The organism is Paraprevotella xylaniphila YIT 11841 (assembly GCF_900683745.1).
GTDB classification, from domain to species: Bacteria; Bacteroidota; Bacteroidia; order Bacteroidales; family Bacteroidaceae; genus Paraprevotella; species Paraprevotella xylaniphila.
In genome coordinates, this window is sequence record NZ_LR215980.1 from 460,628 (window position 1) to 478,994 (window position 18,367).

10 protein-coding genes, 1 tRNA gene and 2 pseudogenes are annotated in these 18,367 nt (G+C 46.8%); 8 read left to right on the forward strand and 5 right to left on the reverse strand.

The features are described from left to right. Positions 1-194: 194 nt before the first annotated feature. The 3 genes from E0E47_RS01885 to E0E47_RS01895 are packed head-to-tail and all read right to left on the reverse strand — an operon-like array spanning position 195 to position 5,937. Positions 195-1,565 (reverse strand): TolC family protein, encoded by a 1,371-nt coding sequence (locus tag E0E47_RS01885; protein WP_008625165.1) that lies wholly within the window; start codon positions 1,563-1,565, stop codon positions 195-197. Next, entirely contained in the window at positions 1,562-4,765 is a 3,204-nt protein-coding gene (locus E0E47_RS01890; protein ID WP_130892717.1) for an efflux RND transporter permease subunit, read from the reverse strand. Before E0E47_RS01890 ends, E0E47_RS01885 begins: the two co-directional genes overlap by 4 nt. A gap of 26 nt (positions 4,766-4,791) precedes the next feature. Beyond that, on the reverse strand, positions 4,792-5,937 hold the full coding sequence (locus E0E47_RS01895; RefSeq protein ID WP_130892718.1) for an efflux RND transporter periplasmic adaptor subunit: 1,146 nt from the start codon (positions 5,935-5,937) through the stop codon (positions 4,792-4,794). A 165-nt stretch (positions 5,938-6,102) separates the two neighbouring features. Here E0E47_RS01895 and E0E47_RS01900 point away from each other — a divergent pair, with 165 nt between their 5' ends. Beyond that, the gene (locus E0E47_RS01900; protein WP_008625161.1) at positions 6,103-6,942 is read left to right on the forward strand and encodes a helix-turn-helix domain-containing protein; all 840 of its coding nucleotides are present in this window, start codon (positions 6,103-6,105) and stop codon (positions 6,940-6,942) included. 130 nt (positions 6,943-7,072) lie between these two features. Here the strand turns inward: E0E47_RS01900 and rho are convergent, their stop codons facing one another. After that, the gene (gene rho / locus E0E47_RS01905) at positions 7,073-9,091 is read right to left on the reverse strand and encodes a transcription termination factor Rho (protein ID WP_008625160.1); all 2,019 of its coding nucleotides are present in this window, start codon (positions 9,089-9,091) and stop codon (positions 7,073-7,075) included. Positions 9,092-9,374: 283 nt separating this feature from the next. Between rho and E0E47_RS01910 the strand changes: the two are divergent. Next, a pseudogene (locus E0E47_RS01910) lies at positions 9,375-10,959 on the forward strand (ABC-F family ATP-binding cassette domain-containing protein); the annotation flags it as partial. Between the two features lie 101 nt (positions 10,960-11,060). Then, positions 11,061-11,279 (forward strand): annotated as a pseudogene (locus tag E0E47_RS17825) (ABC transporter C-terminal domain-containing protein); the annotation flags it as partial. Between the two features lie 27 nt (positions 11,280-11,306). Here E0E47_RS17825 and E0E47_RS01915 read toward each other — a convergent pair. After that, on the reverse strand, positions 11,307-13,520 hold the full coding sequence (locus tag E0E47_RS01915; protein WP_008625157.1) for a RelA/SpoT family protein: 2,214 nt from the start codon (positions 13,518-13,520) through the stop codon (positions 11,307-11,309). A 113-nt stretch (positions 13,521-13,633) separates the two neighbouring features. Here E0E47_RS01915 and E0E47_RS01920 point away from each other — a divergent pair, with 113 nt between their 5' ends. From E0E47_RS01920 to E0E47_RS01940, 5 genes are all read left to right on the forward strand, one after another. Beyond that, positions 13,634-15,148, forward strand: coding sequence for a DUF4301 family protein (locus E0E47_RS01920; RefSeq protein ID WP_172604630.1), 1,515 nt, complete (start codon positions 13,634-13,636; stop codon positions 15,146-15,148). Positions 15,149-15,187: 39 nt separating this feature from the next. Further along, the gene (gene purT, locus E0E47_RS01925) at positions 15,188-16,357 is read left to right on the forward strand and encodes a formate-dependent phosphoribosylglycinamide formyltransferase (RefSeq protein ID WP_130892721.1); all 1,170 of its coding nucleotides are present in this window, start codon (positions 15,188-15,190) and stop codon (positions 16,355-16,357) included. A 67-nt stretch (positions 16,358-16,424) separates the two neighbouring features. Next, positions 16,425-16,497, forward strand: a tRNA-Gly gene (locus E0E47_RS01930). Between the two features lie 21 nt (positions 16,498-16,518). Next, complete coding sequence (gene nhaD, locus E0E47_RS01935; protein ID WP_008625153.1) at positions 16,519-17,928, forward strand: sodium:proton antiporter NhaD; 1,410 nt, start codon at positions 16,519-16,521, stop codon at positions 17,926-17,928. A gap of 18 nt (positions 17,929-17,946) precedes the next feature. Continuing rightward, positions 17,947-18,354, forward strand: a complete 408-nt coding sequence (locus tag E0E47_RS01940; RefSeq protein ID WP_008625152.1) for a hypothetical protein — start codon at positions 17,947-17,949, stop codon at positions 18,352-18,354. Positions 18,355-18,367: the final 13 nt, after the last annotated feature.

The window sequence follows — 18,367 nt, forward strand, 5'->3', positions numbered from 1 at the left end:
GCGTCGGAATGCATATGGTGAATCCCGGTAGCGAGTGGCTATCGGGATTTTTTGTGCGTTAGTTGTGTCGGATCGGAGATATGGATTCTGCCGTATGTCTTGGATGGGGTGGGATGCATGTAGAAACGAAGACGGCTTCCGGATTCATTGGCCGGAAGCCGTCTTCGCTTGATTTATAAAAAGAGGTAGTTGCTTTATTCGTCGTAACCTCCGCCCAAAGCCTGATACAATTCGATGGCTGCCTGTATCTGGCTGAACTTGTTGCTGATTTGCGACATCTGGGCCGTCAGCAAGGTCTGTTGGGCAGTCAACACCTGCAGGTAGTTGGTCGATGAGTTCATCATTAACGCCTGCGTGCTTTTTACGGCCGTTTCCAAAGAGGCTATTTGTTTGGTGTACAAGCCGTCTTTCTCTCCGGTAGCCTGTATTTTGGTAAGAGCTGCGTTCACTTCAGTTCCCGCATCTAATAAGGTCTGTTGGAATGAGAGTTTGGCTTGTTCCTGCTGTGCTTTTGAGATTTTATATTGCGCACGCAACTTTCCGTTCTGGAAAATAGGTTGTGTCAACGAAGCCATGGCATTCCATATCCATTTGCCCGGATTGACCGGTATGGTACCGAGGTCGTTCGTCCAACCGATTGCGCCGCTCAGGTTCAAACCAGGATAAAAAGCAGCACGCGACTCATTGGTGGCGTAGTAGGCTACGGCCAACTGGGTTTCGGCCAGTTTCACATCCGGACGGTTGGCTAATGCGGCAGCCGGGATACCGGCAGACATGCGGGTCGGGACTTTCCAGTTGTCCATGGAGCCGATGGCATATTTTTGCGGAGCCTCGCCTAACAGGGCAGAAAATTCATCTTCCAAATCGCTGATTTGTTGTTTTAAGTCTGTGATTTGGGTGCAGATGCTGTAGTAGTTGGCTTCCGTTTGCGACACGGCTGCCATGTTGCTTTGGCCGGCATTCATCAAAGCGCGGGTGGTTTCGACGTTCTCCTTCCACAGCTTTTCCGTTTCCTGGCTGATGGCCAACTGGTCTTTCAGCATGGCCAACGAGTAGTAATAGTTGGCGATTGCCGCAATCAGTTGCGACTGTACGGCCTGCTTGTAGGCATGGCTGTTTTCAAGTTGGGCTTTTGCACGCTTTTTGGCATTGTGCAGGCTTCCGAAGATGTCTATTTGCCAAGAAGCCGACACAGGAATCGTGTATGTCTGTGTGGCTTTTCCCCAATCCACACCGGCCAATGACCCTTGCGGAGCGAAAGCGAGGCTAGGGATATAAGCCCATTTGGCAGCCTTCAGCGAGGCTTCGGACTGTTCGATTTGCAGTTGGGCGCTACGTAAGTTCGTGTTTTGTGCCAACCCTCTTTCAATCAGGGTCTGCAGTTGGGGATCCGTGAAGATTTCTCTCCATGCGAATGAGGCTAAGCCCAATGAGTCGCCGCTTTGAGTGTTGTCGCTGCGGTACAAGCCGTCCGTCTGGATGTCGGCCGGGCGTTCGTAGCTCTTGTATAGACCGCAACTGCTCAACAGAGCAGCTGTGGTCATGGTCATAATTATCTTTTTCATTTTTTATCTTTTTCGCTATTAAATGCACTACGTTCTTCCAAACTCTTTTGGCGTTCTGCCATGATTTGGATGTTACCTTCCTTATGCATAGGCGGACGAACCTTTTCCTGCAAATACTGGAATACGATGAAGAATACCGGGGTGATGAAAAGCAACGCGAGCGTACCAATCAACATACCGCCGACAACACCCGTACCCAGAGAACTGTTACCGTTGGCTCCGGCACCCGAAGCGAACATCAGGGGCAACATACCGAATATCATGGTCAATACCGTCATCAAAATCGGGCGGAGGCGTTCTTGTGCCGCAGCGTAAGCGGCTTCTACGATACCCATGCCTTGGCGGCGGCGTTCCGATGCAAATTCCGTGATAAGGATGGCGGTCTTAGCCAAAAGTCCAATCAACATGATCACACCTGTTTGCAGGTAGATGTTGTTTTCCAAGCCGAAGAGCCATGCAAAGAGGAACGAACCCATCAAACCGCACGGCACGGAAAGGATAACGGCCAAAGGAACCAAGAAGCTTTCATAAAGACATGACAGAATCAAGAAGATGAGCACGACGCAGAGCACATAGATGAATACCGTGTCGTTTGAGCCTGCGGTTTGCTTTTCCTCACGCGATATACCACCGTATTCATAGTGGTAGCGGTTTGGCATAGTCTCTTCAAACACTTTTTCTATGGCTTTCATGGCTTCACCGGAAGAGTATCCCGGTGCCGGGTTGATGTTACAAGTGATGGCATCAAACAAGTTGAAACGGTTTGTGATTTCCGGCCCCATCATTTTCTTGACGCTCAGGAACTGGCTGATGGGGGCCATCTCGCCGTTGATTCGTACAAAGATGTTGTTTAGCGACTGCTCGTCCAAGCGGTATTTGGGGTCGGCTTGGATCATGATACGGTATACTTTAGAGAACAAGTTGAAGTTGGATGCGTAAATACCACCGCAATAACCTCCCAATACGCTCAATACTTCGGACGGGGAAATGCCTGCACGTTTACATTTGGCTGCATCTACATTGACTTCATATTGTGGGAACTTCGGGTTGAAAGTCGTGTAAGCCATGGCCACTTCCGGACATTGGTTGGCAGCTGCAATAAACTTCATTGTGTTTTGGTAGAAAGCATCGAGGTCGCCACCCACGCGGTCTTGCAAGTGCATTTCTATACTGTTACCCATACCGTAACCCGGAATCATACCCGGTTGGAAAGTAAAGGATTGGGCTTCCTTAATGCTTTGCAGCATGAAGTTCAGTTTGTTCATGACCGAATTAGCGTCTTGTCCTTCTCCTGTACGTTCGTTCCAATCTTTCAGACGGATGATGAATGAACCATAAGACGTTCCTTGTCCGGCAATGAAACCGTAACCGGAAATTTTTGAATAATGGTCTATCTCTGGGATTTGCTTGATGATATTTTCAATCTTCGCCATGGTTTTGTTGGTAGTGGCCAAGCTGCTTCCCGGAGACATGCTGACGTTTACCATCATGGTTCCCTGGTCTTCTTGCGGAACCAAGGCTGTCTTTGTGGTTTTCATGAAGTAGACCAACAGCACGCAAGACACTACCAACGTGCTCCACGAGAGCCAACGTTGGTGGATGAAGAACATGACTCCCTTTTTATATTTAGCCATCATGGCATTGAAAGAGGCATTATAAGCAGCTTTCACGATACCATTGATGCTCATTTTCCCTTTTTTGCCGCTAGCGGGACGCATCCACATGGCGCAAAGTGCAGGACACAGGGTCAAGGCGTTCAAACAGGAAATACCTACGGCTACAGCCATGGTCACACCGAACTGAGTGTAAAAGATACCTGAGGTCCCACCCATGAAAGTCACAGGGATAAATACGGCCATAAACACGAGGGTACAGGTGATAACGGCCATCGTCACGTCGGCAAGGGCGTCTTTGGTGGCCAAATAGGGGGACGTGTAGCCCACGTCAAATTTAGCTTGCACAGCCTCGACCACCACGATGGAGTCGTCCACTACCGTACCGATGACCAACACCAAGGCAAACAAGGTCAGGATGTTGATACTGAATCCGGCCATTTGCATGGCTGCGAACGTACCCACGAGAGATACGATAATGGAGATGGAGGGAATCAACGTACTCTTGAAATCCTGTAGGAAGAAGTAAACCACGAGGATTACAAGGATGATGGCCACAACCAAGGTTTCTACCACTTCATGGATAGAAGCGAAAAGGAAGTCGTTAGAACTCATCATCGTCATGAATTCCAAACCTTCGGGAAGGTCTTTTTCGATGTCTTCCAACAGTTTAGCGATGTTTTCGTTTACTTCCGTGGCGTTAGAGCCGGCTACTTGGAATACCATGAACGTACAACTCGGATGGCCGTCTACATTACTGTCGAAAGCATAGGATTGTGTACCCAATTCCACACGGGCTACGTCCTTAAGACGCAATACATTACCATCGGGCATGGAGCGTACAACTATGTTTTGGAATTCTTCGATGCTTTTCAGACGACCTTTGTATTTCATGGTGAACTGGAATGTGTTTTGGGAATTTTCACCCAACGAGCCGGTAGGGGCTTCCAGGTTCTGTTCACCCAACACGGCTGTCACATCGGATGGAACTAAGCCATATTGAGCCATGACATCCGGTTTCAACCAAATACGCATACTGTATGTGTCACCCAAGGCCATCACGTCTCCTACTCCTTCGATACGTTTAATCTGTGGCACGACGTTGATGTCGAGGTAGTTGGCAATAAAAGTCTTGTCGTAGCGCCCGCTCGGGCTGTACAAAGCACCAATTTGCAAGAAACTTGTTTGGCGTTTTGTGGTAGTCACACCGATACGGGTCACTTCCGCCGGCAGTAAGCCTTGCGCCTTGCTCACGCGGTTCTGCACATTGACGGCAGCCATGTCGGGGTCAGTGCCTTGTTTAAAATATATGGAGATATCGGCCGAGCCTGAGTTGGTGGCGGTCGATTCCATGTAGGTCATGTTTTCCACACCGTTGATGGCTTCTTCCAACGGTTGGATGACGCTTTTCATCACGGCATCGGCACTGGCACCCGTATAGGAGGCTGATACTCGTACTGTCGGGGGAGCAATATCGGGATACTGCTCAACCGGCAGGGTGCCCAGTGAAATAAATCCTACGATAAGGATAAGAATGGAGATGGAGAATGCCATCACCGGGCGTTTAATAAATATGTTACCTTTCATTGTTTTGCTTAATTAGTAATACTCTCTTATTTATCTTGTTTCTGTGTTTCACCTTGTGTTGCATTTGCTTGAGTGGCTGTGCCGACCGGTGTACCTTCGCGTACTAATCCTGCACCTTCAGCAATGATGACATCACCTACACTCAGTCCGTTGGTCACGATATATTCCGTGCCGTTGTTGTTGGGAGCCACTTCGATGTTGGCACTTTGTGCCTTTCCGTCCACGACTTTGTAAACCAAAACTTTGTCTTGCAACTCAAATGTGGCAGCCTGAGGGATGACAATTACATCCTTGTAGAATACCGGAACTTCTACGTTACCGTTGGCTCCGCTGTGCAGCATGTTGGAAGTGTTGGGGAATGCTGCGCGCACCTGTGCCGTACCCGTACTGGTGTTGATGACTCCACTGATGGACTCTACGTGCCCACTGTCGGGCAATACACTGCCGTCATTGAGAATCAGTTTCACGGGCGGCATCTTTTTGGCTGCTTCTTCGAGTGAACCGTATTGGCGTGTCATGTTGAGTAAGTCATTCTCATTGACAGAAAAGTACACATATAACTCGCTATTGTCAGACACTGTGGTGAGCGGTTGTGGCATTGAGCTGCCCACTAATGTACCTTGACGGTAGGGAAGTTGGCCTACAACTCCGTCAGCGGGACTCTTTACTACGGTATATGACAAGTTGTTTCTTGCGTTCACAACTTGGGCTTTGGCTTGGGCCACGGCTGCTTTGGCACTCAGTAGGCTGTTTTCTGATTTCTGCAAGTCAAAATCCGATACGACTTTTTGCTCGAATAGCTTTTGCGTGCTCTTAAAAGTCAAATTGGCTGTAGCCTCAGCTGCTTCCGCTGCTTTCAGGTTGGCTTCGGCCGTATTCAAGGCTGCCTGATATGGTACTTGGTCGATGATGAACAACGTCTGCCCTTTTTTTACACGGTCGCCTTCCTGTACACAAAGTTTTTGGAGCGTACCACCGACTTGGGGGTAAATTTCCACGTCTTGGCGTCCTTGGATAGTGGCACTGTAAAGCGATTTTAAAACTCTGGAATCTGTTTTTACGGTCATGGTCTTGTAAGATGATCCCATGTCCATTGTTTGTTGTTGCTTGTTGCAACCCGTTAATGCAACCAAGCAGCAAAATGCTGTCGTTGCAACAGTCTTAATATTCATAACTAATTAATAAAATAATAATCTCAAAAACGGTGCAAAAGTACATAAACTGAACGAGTTTATGTGTATTAAAAACACGTTTGTTTTGTTCATTTTGGGAAGTAACCTTGCATTTTAGGAATATTCTACTTAATTTTGGTTTCTATTAACGAAAGATTTCTGTTTATGGGAGATAAAGTACGTACATTGTTGCTTCAGGAGTGTTTCTATTATAGAACTTCGTTGGGTTGGACTGTAGAGAATGGATTGGTTGTAGACAAGTGTGTGCTCATGATGGTGGAGAAGGGAAAAGCCAACGTGGTTATAGGTGAAAATGAATATGTCTTGGATCGGCATCAGATGCTTTTCATGCGTCCAGAATTACCGTTGAAAAAGTTGCGTTCTACATCCGATTTTTCCGTTTCTTTGATGGTCTTTCCTCCTTCCATGATTCGTGAAAGTACAGAACGGATGGAGCCTCGTTTTTTATTGCTTTTATTTACACAGGTAGTTTGGACCCTGAATGCGGAGAATCGTAAATTAGTGGAACACTTCCGGGAGTTATTTCGTTTTGCGGTAAGGGACTATGGTCGGGGGTATACCCGTGAATTAGTCCTGAGTTTGGTGAACGGATTGGTGTACGGGGCATACGAGATGTGTGGGGCGGTGCGTCTGGCAAAGTTGTCGTTGGATTCTTCTCGTTCTCGGGAGCTGTTTCGGAATTTTATGGAATTGCTTCATAAGCATCTGATGCGTGAGCATGAAGTACAGTTTTATGCCGGTAAACTTTGCATCTCTTCTAAATACCTAACTCAAATATCGAAGGGGATGATAGGGCGCACGCCTAAACAGATTATCGACGAGACCCTTATGTACGAAGCCATGAAATTGTTGGATAAAAATAATTCAAGTATACAGGAGATTAGTGTGAGCCTTGGGTTTCCAGACCAGTCTTATTTCGGACGTTTTTTCAAACGTTTGAAGCACATGTCTCCCCAACAATACCGCTTGAGGTCGAAACGTTGACAGCCCCTTTCAAAATCTCAGAACATGCAGGTTGGGATTCTATAAGAAGCGTTCCATCGTTTTCAGAAAGGGAGGAAACGATGGAACGCTTGTATCTGTGTAAGCCAGTATAGACCTCGTGCGGAGGGCTTTATGAATTCATGCTCATCAGGAACTCTTCATTGTTCTTGGTTGGCTCAATCCGGTCTTTCAAGAACGTCATGGCTTCTATCGGATTCATGTCGGCCAAAATCTTACGCAATACCCACATGCGATCCAGAGTCTGTTTGTCATGCAGCAGGTCATCGCGACGTGTACTCGAAGCCACGATGTTGACAGCAGGGAAGATACGCTTGTTGCTCAGTGAGCGGTCGAGTTGGAGTTCCATGTTCCCTGTACCCTTGAATTCCTCAAAGATGACTTCGTCCATTTTGCTGCCAGTGTCTATCAGTGCAGTGGCTATAATGGTCAGTGAACCGCCGTTCTCAATGTTACGGGCAGCTCCGAAGAAACGTTTCGGTTTGTGCAGTGCATTGGCGTCCACACCTCCGGAGAGAACTTTTCCACTGGCGGGAGAAACCGTGTTGTAGGCGCGTGCCAGTCGCGTGATGGAGTCGAGGAATATGACCACGTCGTGTCCGCACTCTACCATCCTCTTGGCCTTTTCCAGTACGATGCCGGCTATTTTCACGTGGCGTTCTGCCGGCTCGTCGAACGTGGAAGCAATGACTTCGGCGTTGACCGTGCGTGCCATGTCTGTTACTTCTTCCGGACGTTCGTCAATCAATAGCATGATGAGGTAAGCTTCCGGATGGTTGGCGGCGATAGCGTTGGCAATATCCTTCATCAGGATGGTCTTACCCGTTTTGGGCTGTGCCACCAACAAGGCACGCTGTCCTTTGCCGATGGGGGCAAACAGGTCTACGATGCGTGTAGAAAGGTTGTCGTTATGGCCTTTACAAAGTTTGAACTTTTCATCGGGGAAAAGCGGAGTGAGATGTTCAAAAGGCACTCGGTCTCTCACGTCGCTAGGAGCACAACCGTTGATTTTCGTCACTCGGATGAGCGGGAAATACTTTTCACCGGGCTTCGGAGGGCGTACGGGCCCCTCTACGACATCACCGGTTTTAAGGCCGAACAATTTGATTTGTGAGGTACTTACGTAGATGTCGTCAGGAGAAGACAGATAATTATAGTCGCTGGAACGCAAGAAGCCATAACCGTCCTGCATGATTTCCAAAACCCCTTCGCCCGTCAGGATGTCTCCGAAATCGTATGTTGGTTCGGAAATTTTAGGGAATGCGATTTCCTTTTCAGGGGTACTTTCTGACGCTTCGTACGAATATGTATCGGCAAGCCCGTGCGACGTAATGTCCGGTTGTTGGCTTGGGTAGGTCATATACGTCTCGTCCATGGTTGGTTCTGTCGGGATAACGGGTATGTCTTCTACCACGACGAAATCGTTTTCGTCTGTTGCGAAGAAGTTTTCTGTAGAAGGTGCTTCAGTTTCTGTTTTTTCTGTGATTTCCGGAACTTCAGTTTCTGTCGCATCGTCAATTGTTTCCACAGGCTGCTCCGGAATATCCTGCAAGATTTCCAACGGGACTTCGGTGATAGGTTCATCCATAACCGGAAGCTGATTTGTATCGTCCGACAAAACAGAGGCTTGTTCCTCTGCTAATTTTGCAGCAGCTTCCAGTGCCGCTTTTTCTGCTTTTGATTTCCGTCCTCTCTTTTTGGGGAGAGGGGCGGCAAGAACTTCTGCATTTTGTTCTATCGTGTTGTCAGACATTTCTTTTTCCACAATGGCTTCCACCGGCAGGTCTGCCAATTCGGGACTGATTACAGGAGTCGTTTTTTCATTTTTCAGTTCCGTTGCCTCTTCTTTGTTGTCGCGGGCAGCTTCCTTTTTCTTCATATCGAAGTTCTCGCCGTTGCCTTGCGAGGCACTATATACGCGGTCGGTTTCTTTCTTGCTCACTCTGACGCGTTTGCGCGGTGTTTTCGTTGTAGTGGCTTTTTGTGAGGCGGACAATATGGACTCTTCGTCTATGATTTGATAAATCAGCCCCATACGGTCGTCTTCATTGGGTGAGGGGATTCCCAAATTCTTTGCTATGTCTATCAGTTCTTCCTGAGACATGGCTTCTAATTCACTTTTCTTATGCATATGTAAGTATGTGTTGTACTTTTCTTGTATTGTACAGAGTTCATCTGTAGAATAAAAGTAGGATTCTTTTGATTGGATTTTCTTTGTTGTAATTAAAGAAAGAAAACTGTGTGGTTACAGTCATCTTGCATTTTGTTGGTGCAAAAGTAATGAATAATTTCTAAAAAACACGCATCTTCCCCGTTTTTTTTCACTGAAAACAGAAAGTTTTCCACTTTAAAGTTTCTTTTTGTGGGTTTCATAATTAATCGTTATATTCGCGGGCAATTTATATGGATGGAATATGGCTTTAGTGAATCCTTATTTACAGGTGGACGGTTTGACCAAGCGTATTGGTGACCGTGTGTTGTTCGAACATATTTCTTTCGGCATTGCCGAAGGGCAACGGGTAGGCTTGATTGCTAAGAACGGAACTGGTAAGTCGACTTTATTAAATATAATAGGAGGAAAAGACGGATATGACGAAGGAAGCGTGGTGTTTCGCCGCGACTTGAATGTGGGCTATCTAGAACAAGGTCCTTCTTATCCGCCCGATTTGACGGTCATCGAGGCTTGTTTTAGCCATGGCAATGCCGTGACCAATTTGATACGGGAATATGAAAATTGTATGAACACGCCTGGGAACTCTCGCTTGGAAGAGATTCTCGACCGAATGGAGAAGGAAAAAGCCTGGGATTACGAGAACCGGGCGAAGCAAATCCTGTCGCAGTTGAAAATCCATTCTTTCAATCAAAAGATTTCCACACTGTCGGGCGGGCAACTTAAACGGGTGGCCTTGGCTAATGTATTGATTACCGAACCGGATTTGCTGATTCTGGATGAGCCGACCAATCATCTCGATTTGGAAATGATAGAATGGCTTGAAGGTTATCTGAAACGTTCTAAGTTGAGCCTGCTGATGGTGACGCACGACCGTTATTTCCTGGATCGGGTCTGCTCCGTCATATTGGAACTGGACGACCATACCATGTATACTTACAAAGGGAACTATAGCTATTATTTGCAGAAACGGCAGGAACGTATCGACGCATCGAATGCCGAGGTGGCGCGTGCCAACAACCTTTATCGTACGGAATTGGACTGGATGCGCCGCATGCCTTGTGCCCGAGGGCATAAGGCGCGTTATCGCAAGGAAGCGTTTTACGAACTGGAGAAAGTGGCTAAACGTAAAACGACGGAACAGAGTGTGGCATTGGAGGTGAAATCGTCTTATATCGGCAGTAAAATCTTCGAAGCCGACTATATCAGCAAAAGTTACGGAGCGGACAAAGTCATCCTGAAAGATTTCTTTTATACTTTCTCGCGGTATGAGAAAATGGGCATCGTGGGGAATAACGGTACCGGCAAGTCTACCTTTATCAAGATTCTGTTAGGTTTGGTGAAGCCGGACTGCGGACGGGTCGTCGTGGGCGAGACGGTGAAGTTCGGGTATTATTCACAAGACGGGATAGCTTTCGACGAACAAATGAAAGTCATCGATGCGGTGAGGAGCATTGCCGAATATATCGACCTTGGGGGAGGACGACATCTGTCGGCCATGCAATTTTTGCAGCATTTCATGTTTTCGCCCAAAGACCAACAAAACTATGTGTATAAGTTGAGCGGAGGAGAACGTCGTCGCCTGTATCTTTGCACCGTATTGATGCGGAATCCGAATTTTCTGGTGTTGGACGAGCCTACCAACGATTTGGACATTGTCACGTTGCAGGTATTGGAGGAATATTTGCGGAATTTCAAAGGTTGTGTGATTGTGGTGAGCCACGACCGTTATTTTATGGACAAGGTGGTGGACCATCTTTTGGTATTTCAGGGGCAGGGCGATGTGCGTGACTTCCCTGGCAATTACACGCAATATCGGGAATGGCAAGGAGAAAAACAAAAGTTTGAACGCGAACAACAAAAAGACCTGCTTTCAAAAACAAAAGAGCCGCCGGTGCAAAAAGCTTCCCGAACAGGACAGAGGGAACAAAGGCGTAAAATGACGTTTAAAGAACGTCGGGAGATGGAGATGTTGGAGCAAGATATCGCGGCACTCGAATCGGAGAAGAAAAATATAGAGGAAGCCTTGTGTAGCGGGATGCTGTCTGTGGAAGAATTGACGGATAAATCCAAACGACTGCCTCTTCTCAACGACGAATTGGACGAAAAGTCCATGCGTTGGTTGGAATTAAGTGAGATTGAAGGGTAAGAATAAGGTGCGAAACAAGTGTCCGCTTTAGTTGCGGGACACTTGTTTCACGCCTTTTATGGTTTTCAATTTCTTTTCTAAAAGTTGTAGTTTGCTTGTATCGTCAAGCATGACGGTCAGTGTGCCGGAGAACAAGCCGTCATGGGAGTCGATGCTGATACTCCGTAATGAAATCTTTTCCTCTTTGCTGATGATGGACGTGATGTTGTTCACGATGCCTAAATCATCGTTCCCGATGACTTTGAGCGTGATAGGGTATTGGCTGCCTCGCTTGCCGGCCCATCGTGCCTTGACGATACGGTAGCCGAACCGCTTGCGGAGTTCTTGTGCGTTAGGGCAATCTTGGCGGTGTATTTTAATGCCGCCGTTCACTGTGACGAAGCCGAACACATCGTCCCCGTATATCGGTTGGCAACATTTGGCCAAAGAGAAATCCAGTCCCTTTAAGTTTTGGTCTATGACCAAAACATCGTCGTTTGTTTTAGCTTTGAGTTCGGCTTCCGACGGGATATTATAGCTTTCTGCACTGGGAGCCGGAGTGTGTTCTGCCAGTCCGGCTTCTATTTTTTGTTGTTCAGTGTATAAGTCGAGCACTTCGTTGATGTCCGTCGTTTCATTGGCCAGGCTTTTATAAAAGTCCGTTACGACTTTAAACCCGAGTTTTTTGATGACGTGCATCATGGTCGGCTCATCGTATTCTATTTTTCGGTTTTTGAATTTGCGTTCCAGTAATTCTTTGGCAAAGGCTCCTTGCTTGGCTTGCATTTCTTTGAGGGCCTGACGGATTTTGGCCCGTGCCTTTCCGGTTACGACGAAATTCAGCCAGTCTTGTTTGGGCGACTGGTTGTTGGCGGTCAGGATTTCCACTTGGTCGCCGCTGTTTAGTTTTTGACGGAGTGGGGCATTTTTTTCGTTGATTTTGGCACCGATACAATGGTCGCCCACATTGGTGTGGATGGCGTAGGCGAAATCCAGAACAGTGGCACCTTTGGGAAACTTGAACAGGTCCCCCTTCGGGGTGAACACGAAGACTTCGTCTTCATAGAGGTCCATTTTGAACTGGTCCATGAGTTGGAGGTCGTCGTTATTCTCCAATGCGCTGCGTATGTTGTTGAGCCATTCGTCAACTCCGCTTTCTCCGCTTTTAATGCCTTTGTATCTCCAATGTGCGGCCAATCCTCGTTCTGCTATTTCGTCCATCCGTTCGGTTCGGATTTGCACTTCCACCCATTTGTTCTCCGGTCCGAGAACCGTGATATGCAAGCTTTCGTAACCGTTGCTTTTGGGGATGGACAACCAATCCCTCAACCGTTTGGGGTTGGGCTGATACATGTCTGTGATGATGGAATAAACCTGCCAGCATTCCATCTTTTCTTTTTCGAGGGCGGAATCCAGAATGATGCGGATGGCAAACAAGTCGTATATGCCTTCCACTCCGCAATGCTGCTTCTTCATCTTCTGCCAGATGGAATGTATGCTTTTGGTGCGCCCTTTCATGTGGAATCTTAGACCGGCCTTTTTCAGCTTTTCGTCGATTGGCCGGATGAACTTCTCTATATATTCGTCACGTGATTTTTTTGTGGCGTTCAGCTTTTCTTTTATTAAATAATAGGCATCGTGTTCTAAGTATTTCAGTGACAAATCTTCCAGTTCGCTTTTCAGGCGGTATAACCCCAATTTGTGAGCCAGAGGAGCGTACAGGTAAGCTGCCTCTTCCGACACCTTGCGTTGGGCTTCCTTGTTCTCCGTGTCTTTGATTTTGCGCATGATATTCACACGATTGGCTATCATGATGAGGACCACACGCATGTCTTCGGCAAAAGACAGCAATAAGCTTCTGAAGTTTTCGCTTTCTACGCTTGGATTTTTATCGTATAATTCCAAAATACGGTTCAGGCCCTTGATGATACCGGCCACATCTACCCCAAATTCTCTTTCCACGTCTTCCGTCGTGCAATAGCCGCAACGTACGCAGGTGTGCACCATGATGCCGAGGATGGCTCCGCGCGTCAGTCCGATTTCAGAGGCCACAATCAAGGCTGTTTCCATGTCGTTGAGGATGGGGTTCATGCCGAACACGTTCCTTTGGATAAGGTTACGGCGTACCGCTTCAAGCAAATAAGTCTTCAGCTTTTTGCAATCATCAGGATAAAGTATATTGCCGGAAAGTTTGAGAAGTTCCCTGTATAACTGTGCAAGTCGCACTTTTTCTTGTGCGGAGAAAAAAGCATTCTGTTCCATAATCCGCTATTTTTCTTCAAAGGTAGTACTTTTTTGCTGAAACGTTTACCTGTTTGCTTAAAAAAGCCTATATTTGAATGTTTTTTAGGGAAGGTTTAAAACGATTATATAATATGTTGACAGCAGAAGACAAGGCCTTATTGGCCGGAAAGGGGATTACCGAAGAGCAAATAGAGGCTCAATTGCAGATTTTTAAGAAAGGATTTCCATTTTTGAAGTTGAAAGCGGCCGCTTCGTTGGCTCATGGTATTTTGGCTCCTTCGACAGAAGAGTGCAAGCATTATGAGGAGGTATGGAAGGCTTATAAAGAAGAAGGAAAAGCAATAAGCAAGTTTGTTCCGGCTTCAGGTGCGGCCAGTCGTATGTTTAAGAATATGTTCGAATTTCTGGATGCGGAATATGATGTGCCGACCACAGATTTCGAAAAAAACTTTTTTGCGGCGATTCGTGATTTTGCATTCTATGATGAATTGGATGCAGCCTGCATGAAAAATGAAGGTTGCGGGATTGACGGTTTGGTGGCATCCGGCCAATATAAAAAGGTTGTGGCTAACATGCTTCGTCCGGAAGGATTGAATTACGGTCAGTTGCCTAAAGGATTGCTTAAGTTCCACCGGTATGAGAACGGTTCGCGTACTCCGTTGGAAGAACATCTGGTAGAAGCGGCTTTGTATGCTGCCAGCAAGGGAAAAGCTGAAGTTCATTTTACGGTGAGTGCAGAGCACAAAGTTTTGTTCAAGGCATTGGTGGAGGAGAAGCTCCCGATATATGAAAAAACATACGGGGTGACGTTTCATGTCACATTTTCCGAACAGAAGCCGGCGACGGATACTTTAGCTGCCACGATGGACAATGAACCGTTCCGTGTGGACGGCACACTTTTGTTCCGTCCAGGCGGACATGGGGCGCTTATCGAGAATTTGAATGATTTGCAGGCCGATGTCGTTTTCGTGAAGAATATAGATAATGTGGTGCCGGATCGTTTGAAAGGGGATACGGTTACTTACAAGCAGGTGTTGGCCGGTATTCTGGTAGAATTGCAACAGAAAGCTTTTGCTTATTTGCGTAAGTTGGACAGTGGGGACTATAGCCATGCGGATATAGAGGAAATCATCCGGTTCGTTCAGCAGACGCTCTTCTGCCGTCGTGAGGATGTGAAAGAACTGGAAGATGCGGAGCTTGTGATTTATTTGCGTAAAAAATTGAACCGTCCGATGCGCGTTTGTGGCGTGGTGAAAAATGTGGGAGAGCCTGGCGGCGGTCCTTTCTTGGCTTACAATAGCGACGGGACGGTTTCGTTGCAAATTCTCGAAAGCAGTCAGATTGATACCCGGAATCCAGAATATGTGGCCATGTTCAAGAACGGGACGCATTTCAATCCCGTAGATTTGGTTTGTGCAGTAAAGGATTATAAAGGAAACAAGTTTAACTTGCCTGATTATGTGGACCGCAATACAGGATTCATCTCTTATAAAAGCAAAAACGGGAAAGAACTCAAGGCTTTGGAGTTGCCTGGTTTGTGGAACGGTGCTATGAGTGATTGGAATACGGTGTTTGTGGAAGTGCCGCTGAGTACGTTTAATCCGGTGAAAACGGTGAACGACCTTCTGCGTGAGCAACACCAGTAACGGGGATATGATTGTCTGTGCATAAATTAAGATATTCTTATGACGAAAAAAATTTTATTATTAGGCTCTGGAGAATTAGGAAAAGAGTTTGTCATTGCGTGCCAACGCAAGGGGCAGTATGTGATTGCTTGCGATTCGTATGCACATGCACCGGCTATGCAGGTGGCCGACGAGTGCGAGGTCTTCCACATGCTCGATGGGGATGCGTTGATGGCCGTAGTGGAAAAGCATAAACCGGACATTATCGTCCCCGAAATAGAAGCCATCCGTACGGAGAAGTTGTATGATTGCGAAAAGATGGGTATTCAGGTCGTACCGAGTGCCCGTGCTGTGAATTTCACCATGAACCGAAAGGAAATCCGAGAACTGGCTCATACGGAACTTGGATTGAAAACGGCGGATTATCGTTATGCCAAAACTTATGATGAGTTGAAGGCTGCGGCCGATGTGATAGGATTCCCCTGTATCATCAAGCCTTTGATGAGTTCTTCTGGACACGGGCAGAGCAAGGTGGACAGTCCTGCGGATTTGGCACACGCCTGGGAGTATGCATGCGCGGGGGCACGTGGTGATGTGAAAGAAGTCATCGTAGAGCAGTTTATTCCTTTCGACAGTGAAATTACGCTGCTGACGGTGACCCAACAGAACGGGCCTACTTTGTTCTGTCAGCCTATCGGTCACGTGCAAAAAGGAGGAGATTACCGTGAAAGTTTCCAACCGGCTGCTATTTCTCCCGAAATGCTGAAAGATGCGCAGGATATGGCGGAGAAAATTACGCGTGCCCTGACCGGAGCCGGGATTTGGGGAGTAGAATTCTTCCTGAGCCATAAAGAAGGTGTGATATTCTCCGAGTTGAGTCCTCGTCCGCACGATACGGGGATGGTGACTTTGGCGGGCACACAAAATCTTTCGGAATTCGAATTGCATTGCCGTGCGGTTTTAGGCTTGCCGATACCGGAAATCACACAGGAACGCATGGGAGCCAGTGCGGTCATCCTCTCGGAAGTGGAAAGCCATGGAGCACCGGAGTATTGCGGCGAGGAGGAGGTCTGTGCGGCAACGAACACTTATCTGCGTATTTTCGGGAAGCCCGAAGCGCATGTAGGGCGCCGTATGGGAGTGGTGGTTTGTTGGGATAAGTTGGATGCCGATCAGGAATCATTAAGGAATAAATGCAAAGCCTTGGCGAGAAAAGTTAAAGTATATTAATGTATAAATAAGAAATCCGGATACGGAGTGTTTTTTTCAAGAAAAGATATACCTTTGTATCCGATTTGCGACAATAGCTCAGTTGGTAGAGCATTGGCTTCCCAAGCCGAGGGTCGCGGGTTCGAGTCCCGTTTGTCGCTCTCTTTTATCAGTTATCTTCCATGACCGTAATAATTGCCATTGTTTTGCTCTTGGGATATTGTGCTATTGCAACTGAGCATATCACCAATATCAATAAAGCCGCTGTGGCAATGTTTCTCGGAGTTATTGTTTGGACACTCTACATGGTGGCGGGTAAACAGTATGTAGAAATGATGTACGCTGAGGAATATGCTGATTTCTTAGGTGGAAATGCTTCTAATGTCACTTCTCTTAAGAATTTTATTGCCAATTATATTTTTATCGGCCACGTAGCGGATATTTGTCAGATTGTGCTTTATCTTTTGGCTACGATGTCCATTGTCGATTTGTTGAATACGAACGGTTGTTTCGATTTCATCAGCGAGTGGATTACGACCCGTAATAGCAAGCGTCTTTTGTGGATGGTCGCTTTCATAACCTATGTCTTGTCGGCCAACCTCGACAATCTGACCACGGCTTTGATGATGTTTGCCATCGTGCGTCAGTTGTTGCCGGGGAGTCGTTTCCGCATGTATTATGGGGCGGTCATTGTAATTGCGGCCAATGCCGGAGGTTGTCTTACGGTAATCGGCGATGTGTCTACTTTGATGCTGTGGGTCAAGGGAGCGGTCACACCGTCCAGTTTTTCGGGTGCCATGTTCTTGCCGTCCATTGTAGCCGTGGCTATTCCCACTTATTTGATTTCCCGCAAGTTGCCGGAACAGATGGATATTAATACGCCTCGTATCCGCTATCGCGGGGATGATACGACCTTGACGCGTTGGCAGCGTATTCTGATGCTGTTCGTGGGGATTGGAGGGCTGTGGTTTATTCCAACGTTTCACAATCTGACCAAGTTGCCTCCTTTTGTCGGAGCGTTGTGTGTATTGGCACTTTTCAGTGTCGTAAACGAGTTGTGCAATCGGAGGTTGATTAAATCCGACCAACCTTTTTTCCGTCCTACGCCACGCTTCATGCAGGCAGAGAGTATCCAGACTATTTTATTTTTTATAGGCGTAAGCATGGCTATTTCCGCCATTCAAGAGACGGGGGCGCTCTATACGGTTGCCGTATGGTGCGACCAATATATTCATAATATCTACGTATACAGTTTGATATTAGGAGGAATTTCCGCCTTTTTGGATAACGTGGCACTTGTGCTGACTAGCATATCCATGTATGATGTGGTAGGGATGACGGAAAGCATTCCCGGTATGGATCCGGAATACTTTCGTTCGTTTGCGCTGAATGGTCAGTATTGGCAATTAGTCGCTTATAGCGGAGGAATCGGCGGCTGTTTGCTTTCCATCGGTTCTACTGCCGGATATGCGTTGATGAAAAGTGAGAACGTTTCCATTTGGTGGTATTTCCGCCACATATCCGGCAAGGTTATGGTGGGATGGCTTGCCGGCCTTGGGGTTTACTTCTTTATAGATTCGTTTATCAGATAAGAGATAGGACAAAATAATATGCAGATAAACAATACGTTATTTAAGAGGAAAATACTGTCTTTTACGTTGATACAAGTCGCTCTGTTAAGCTTTTTGCTGATTCTTTCCGTGGCGATGCGTCTTGTGCTTTATCCTCTCAGCTATCTTGAATCCTTGCCCCTTTATTTTATTGTGGGGTTCTTCTTTTTGTGGGAAATGCTGCAATTTTTTTTAGTTTCAAAGGAAGCTTTGGAAGATAGCCGGAATATATTACGGTATTATCGCCATGGAATCCTGTGGCGTGTCGGCATATCATTGCTTGCCGGAGGGGGTATTAGTTTTTTCTTGTCTGCACAACCCCTGTTTACAGCTTTGCTCTTTTTGATGTTTTTGATAGCAGAGTGTATTTTCGATATGATATTTTATCGCCGTTTTCTGAAAGAATAGAAAGAAAGAGCCG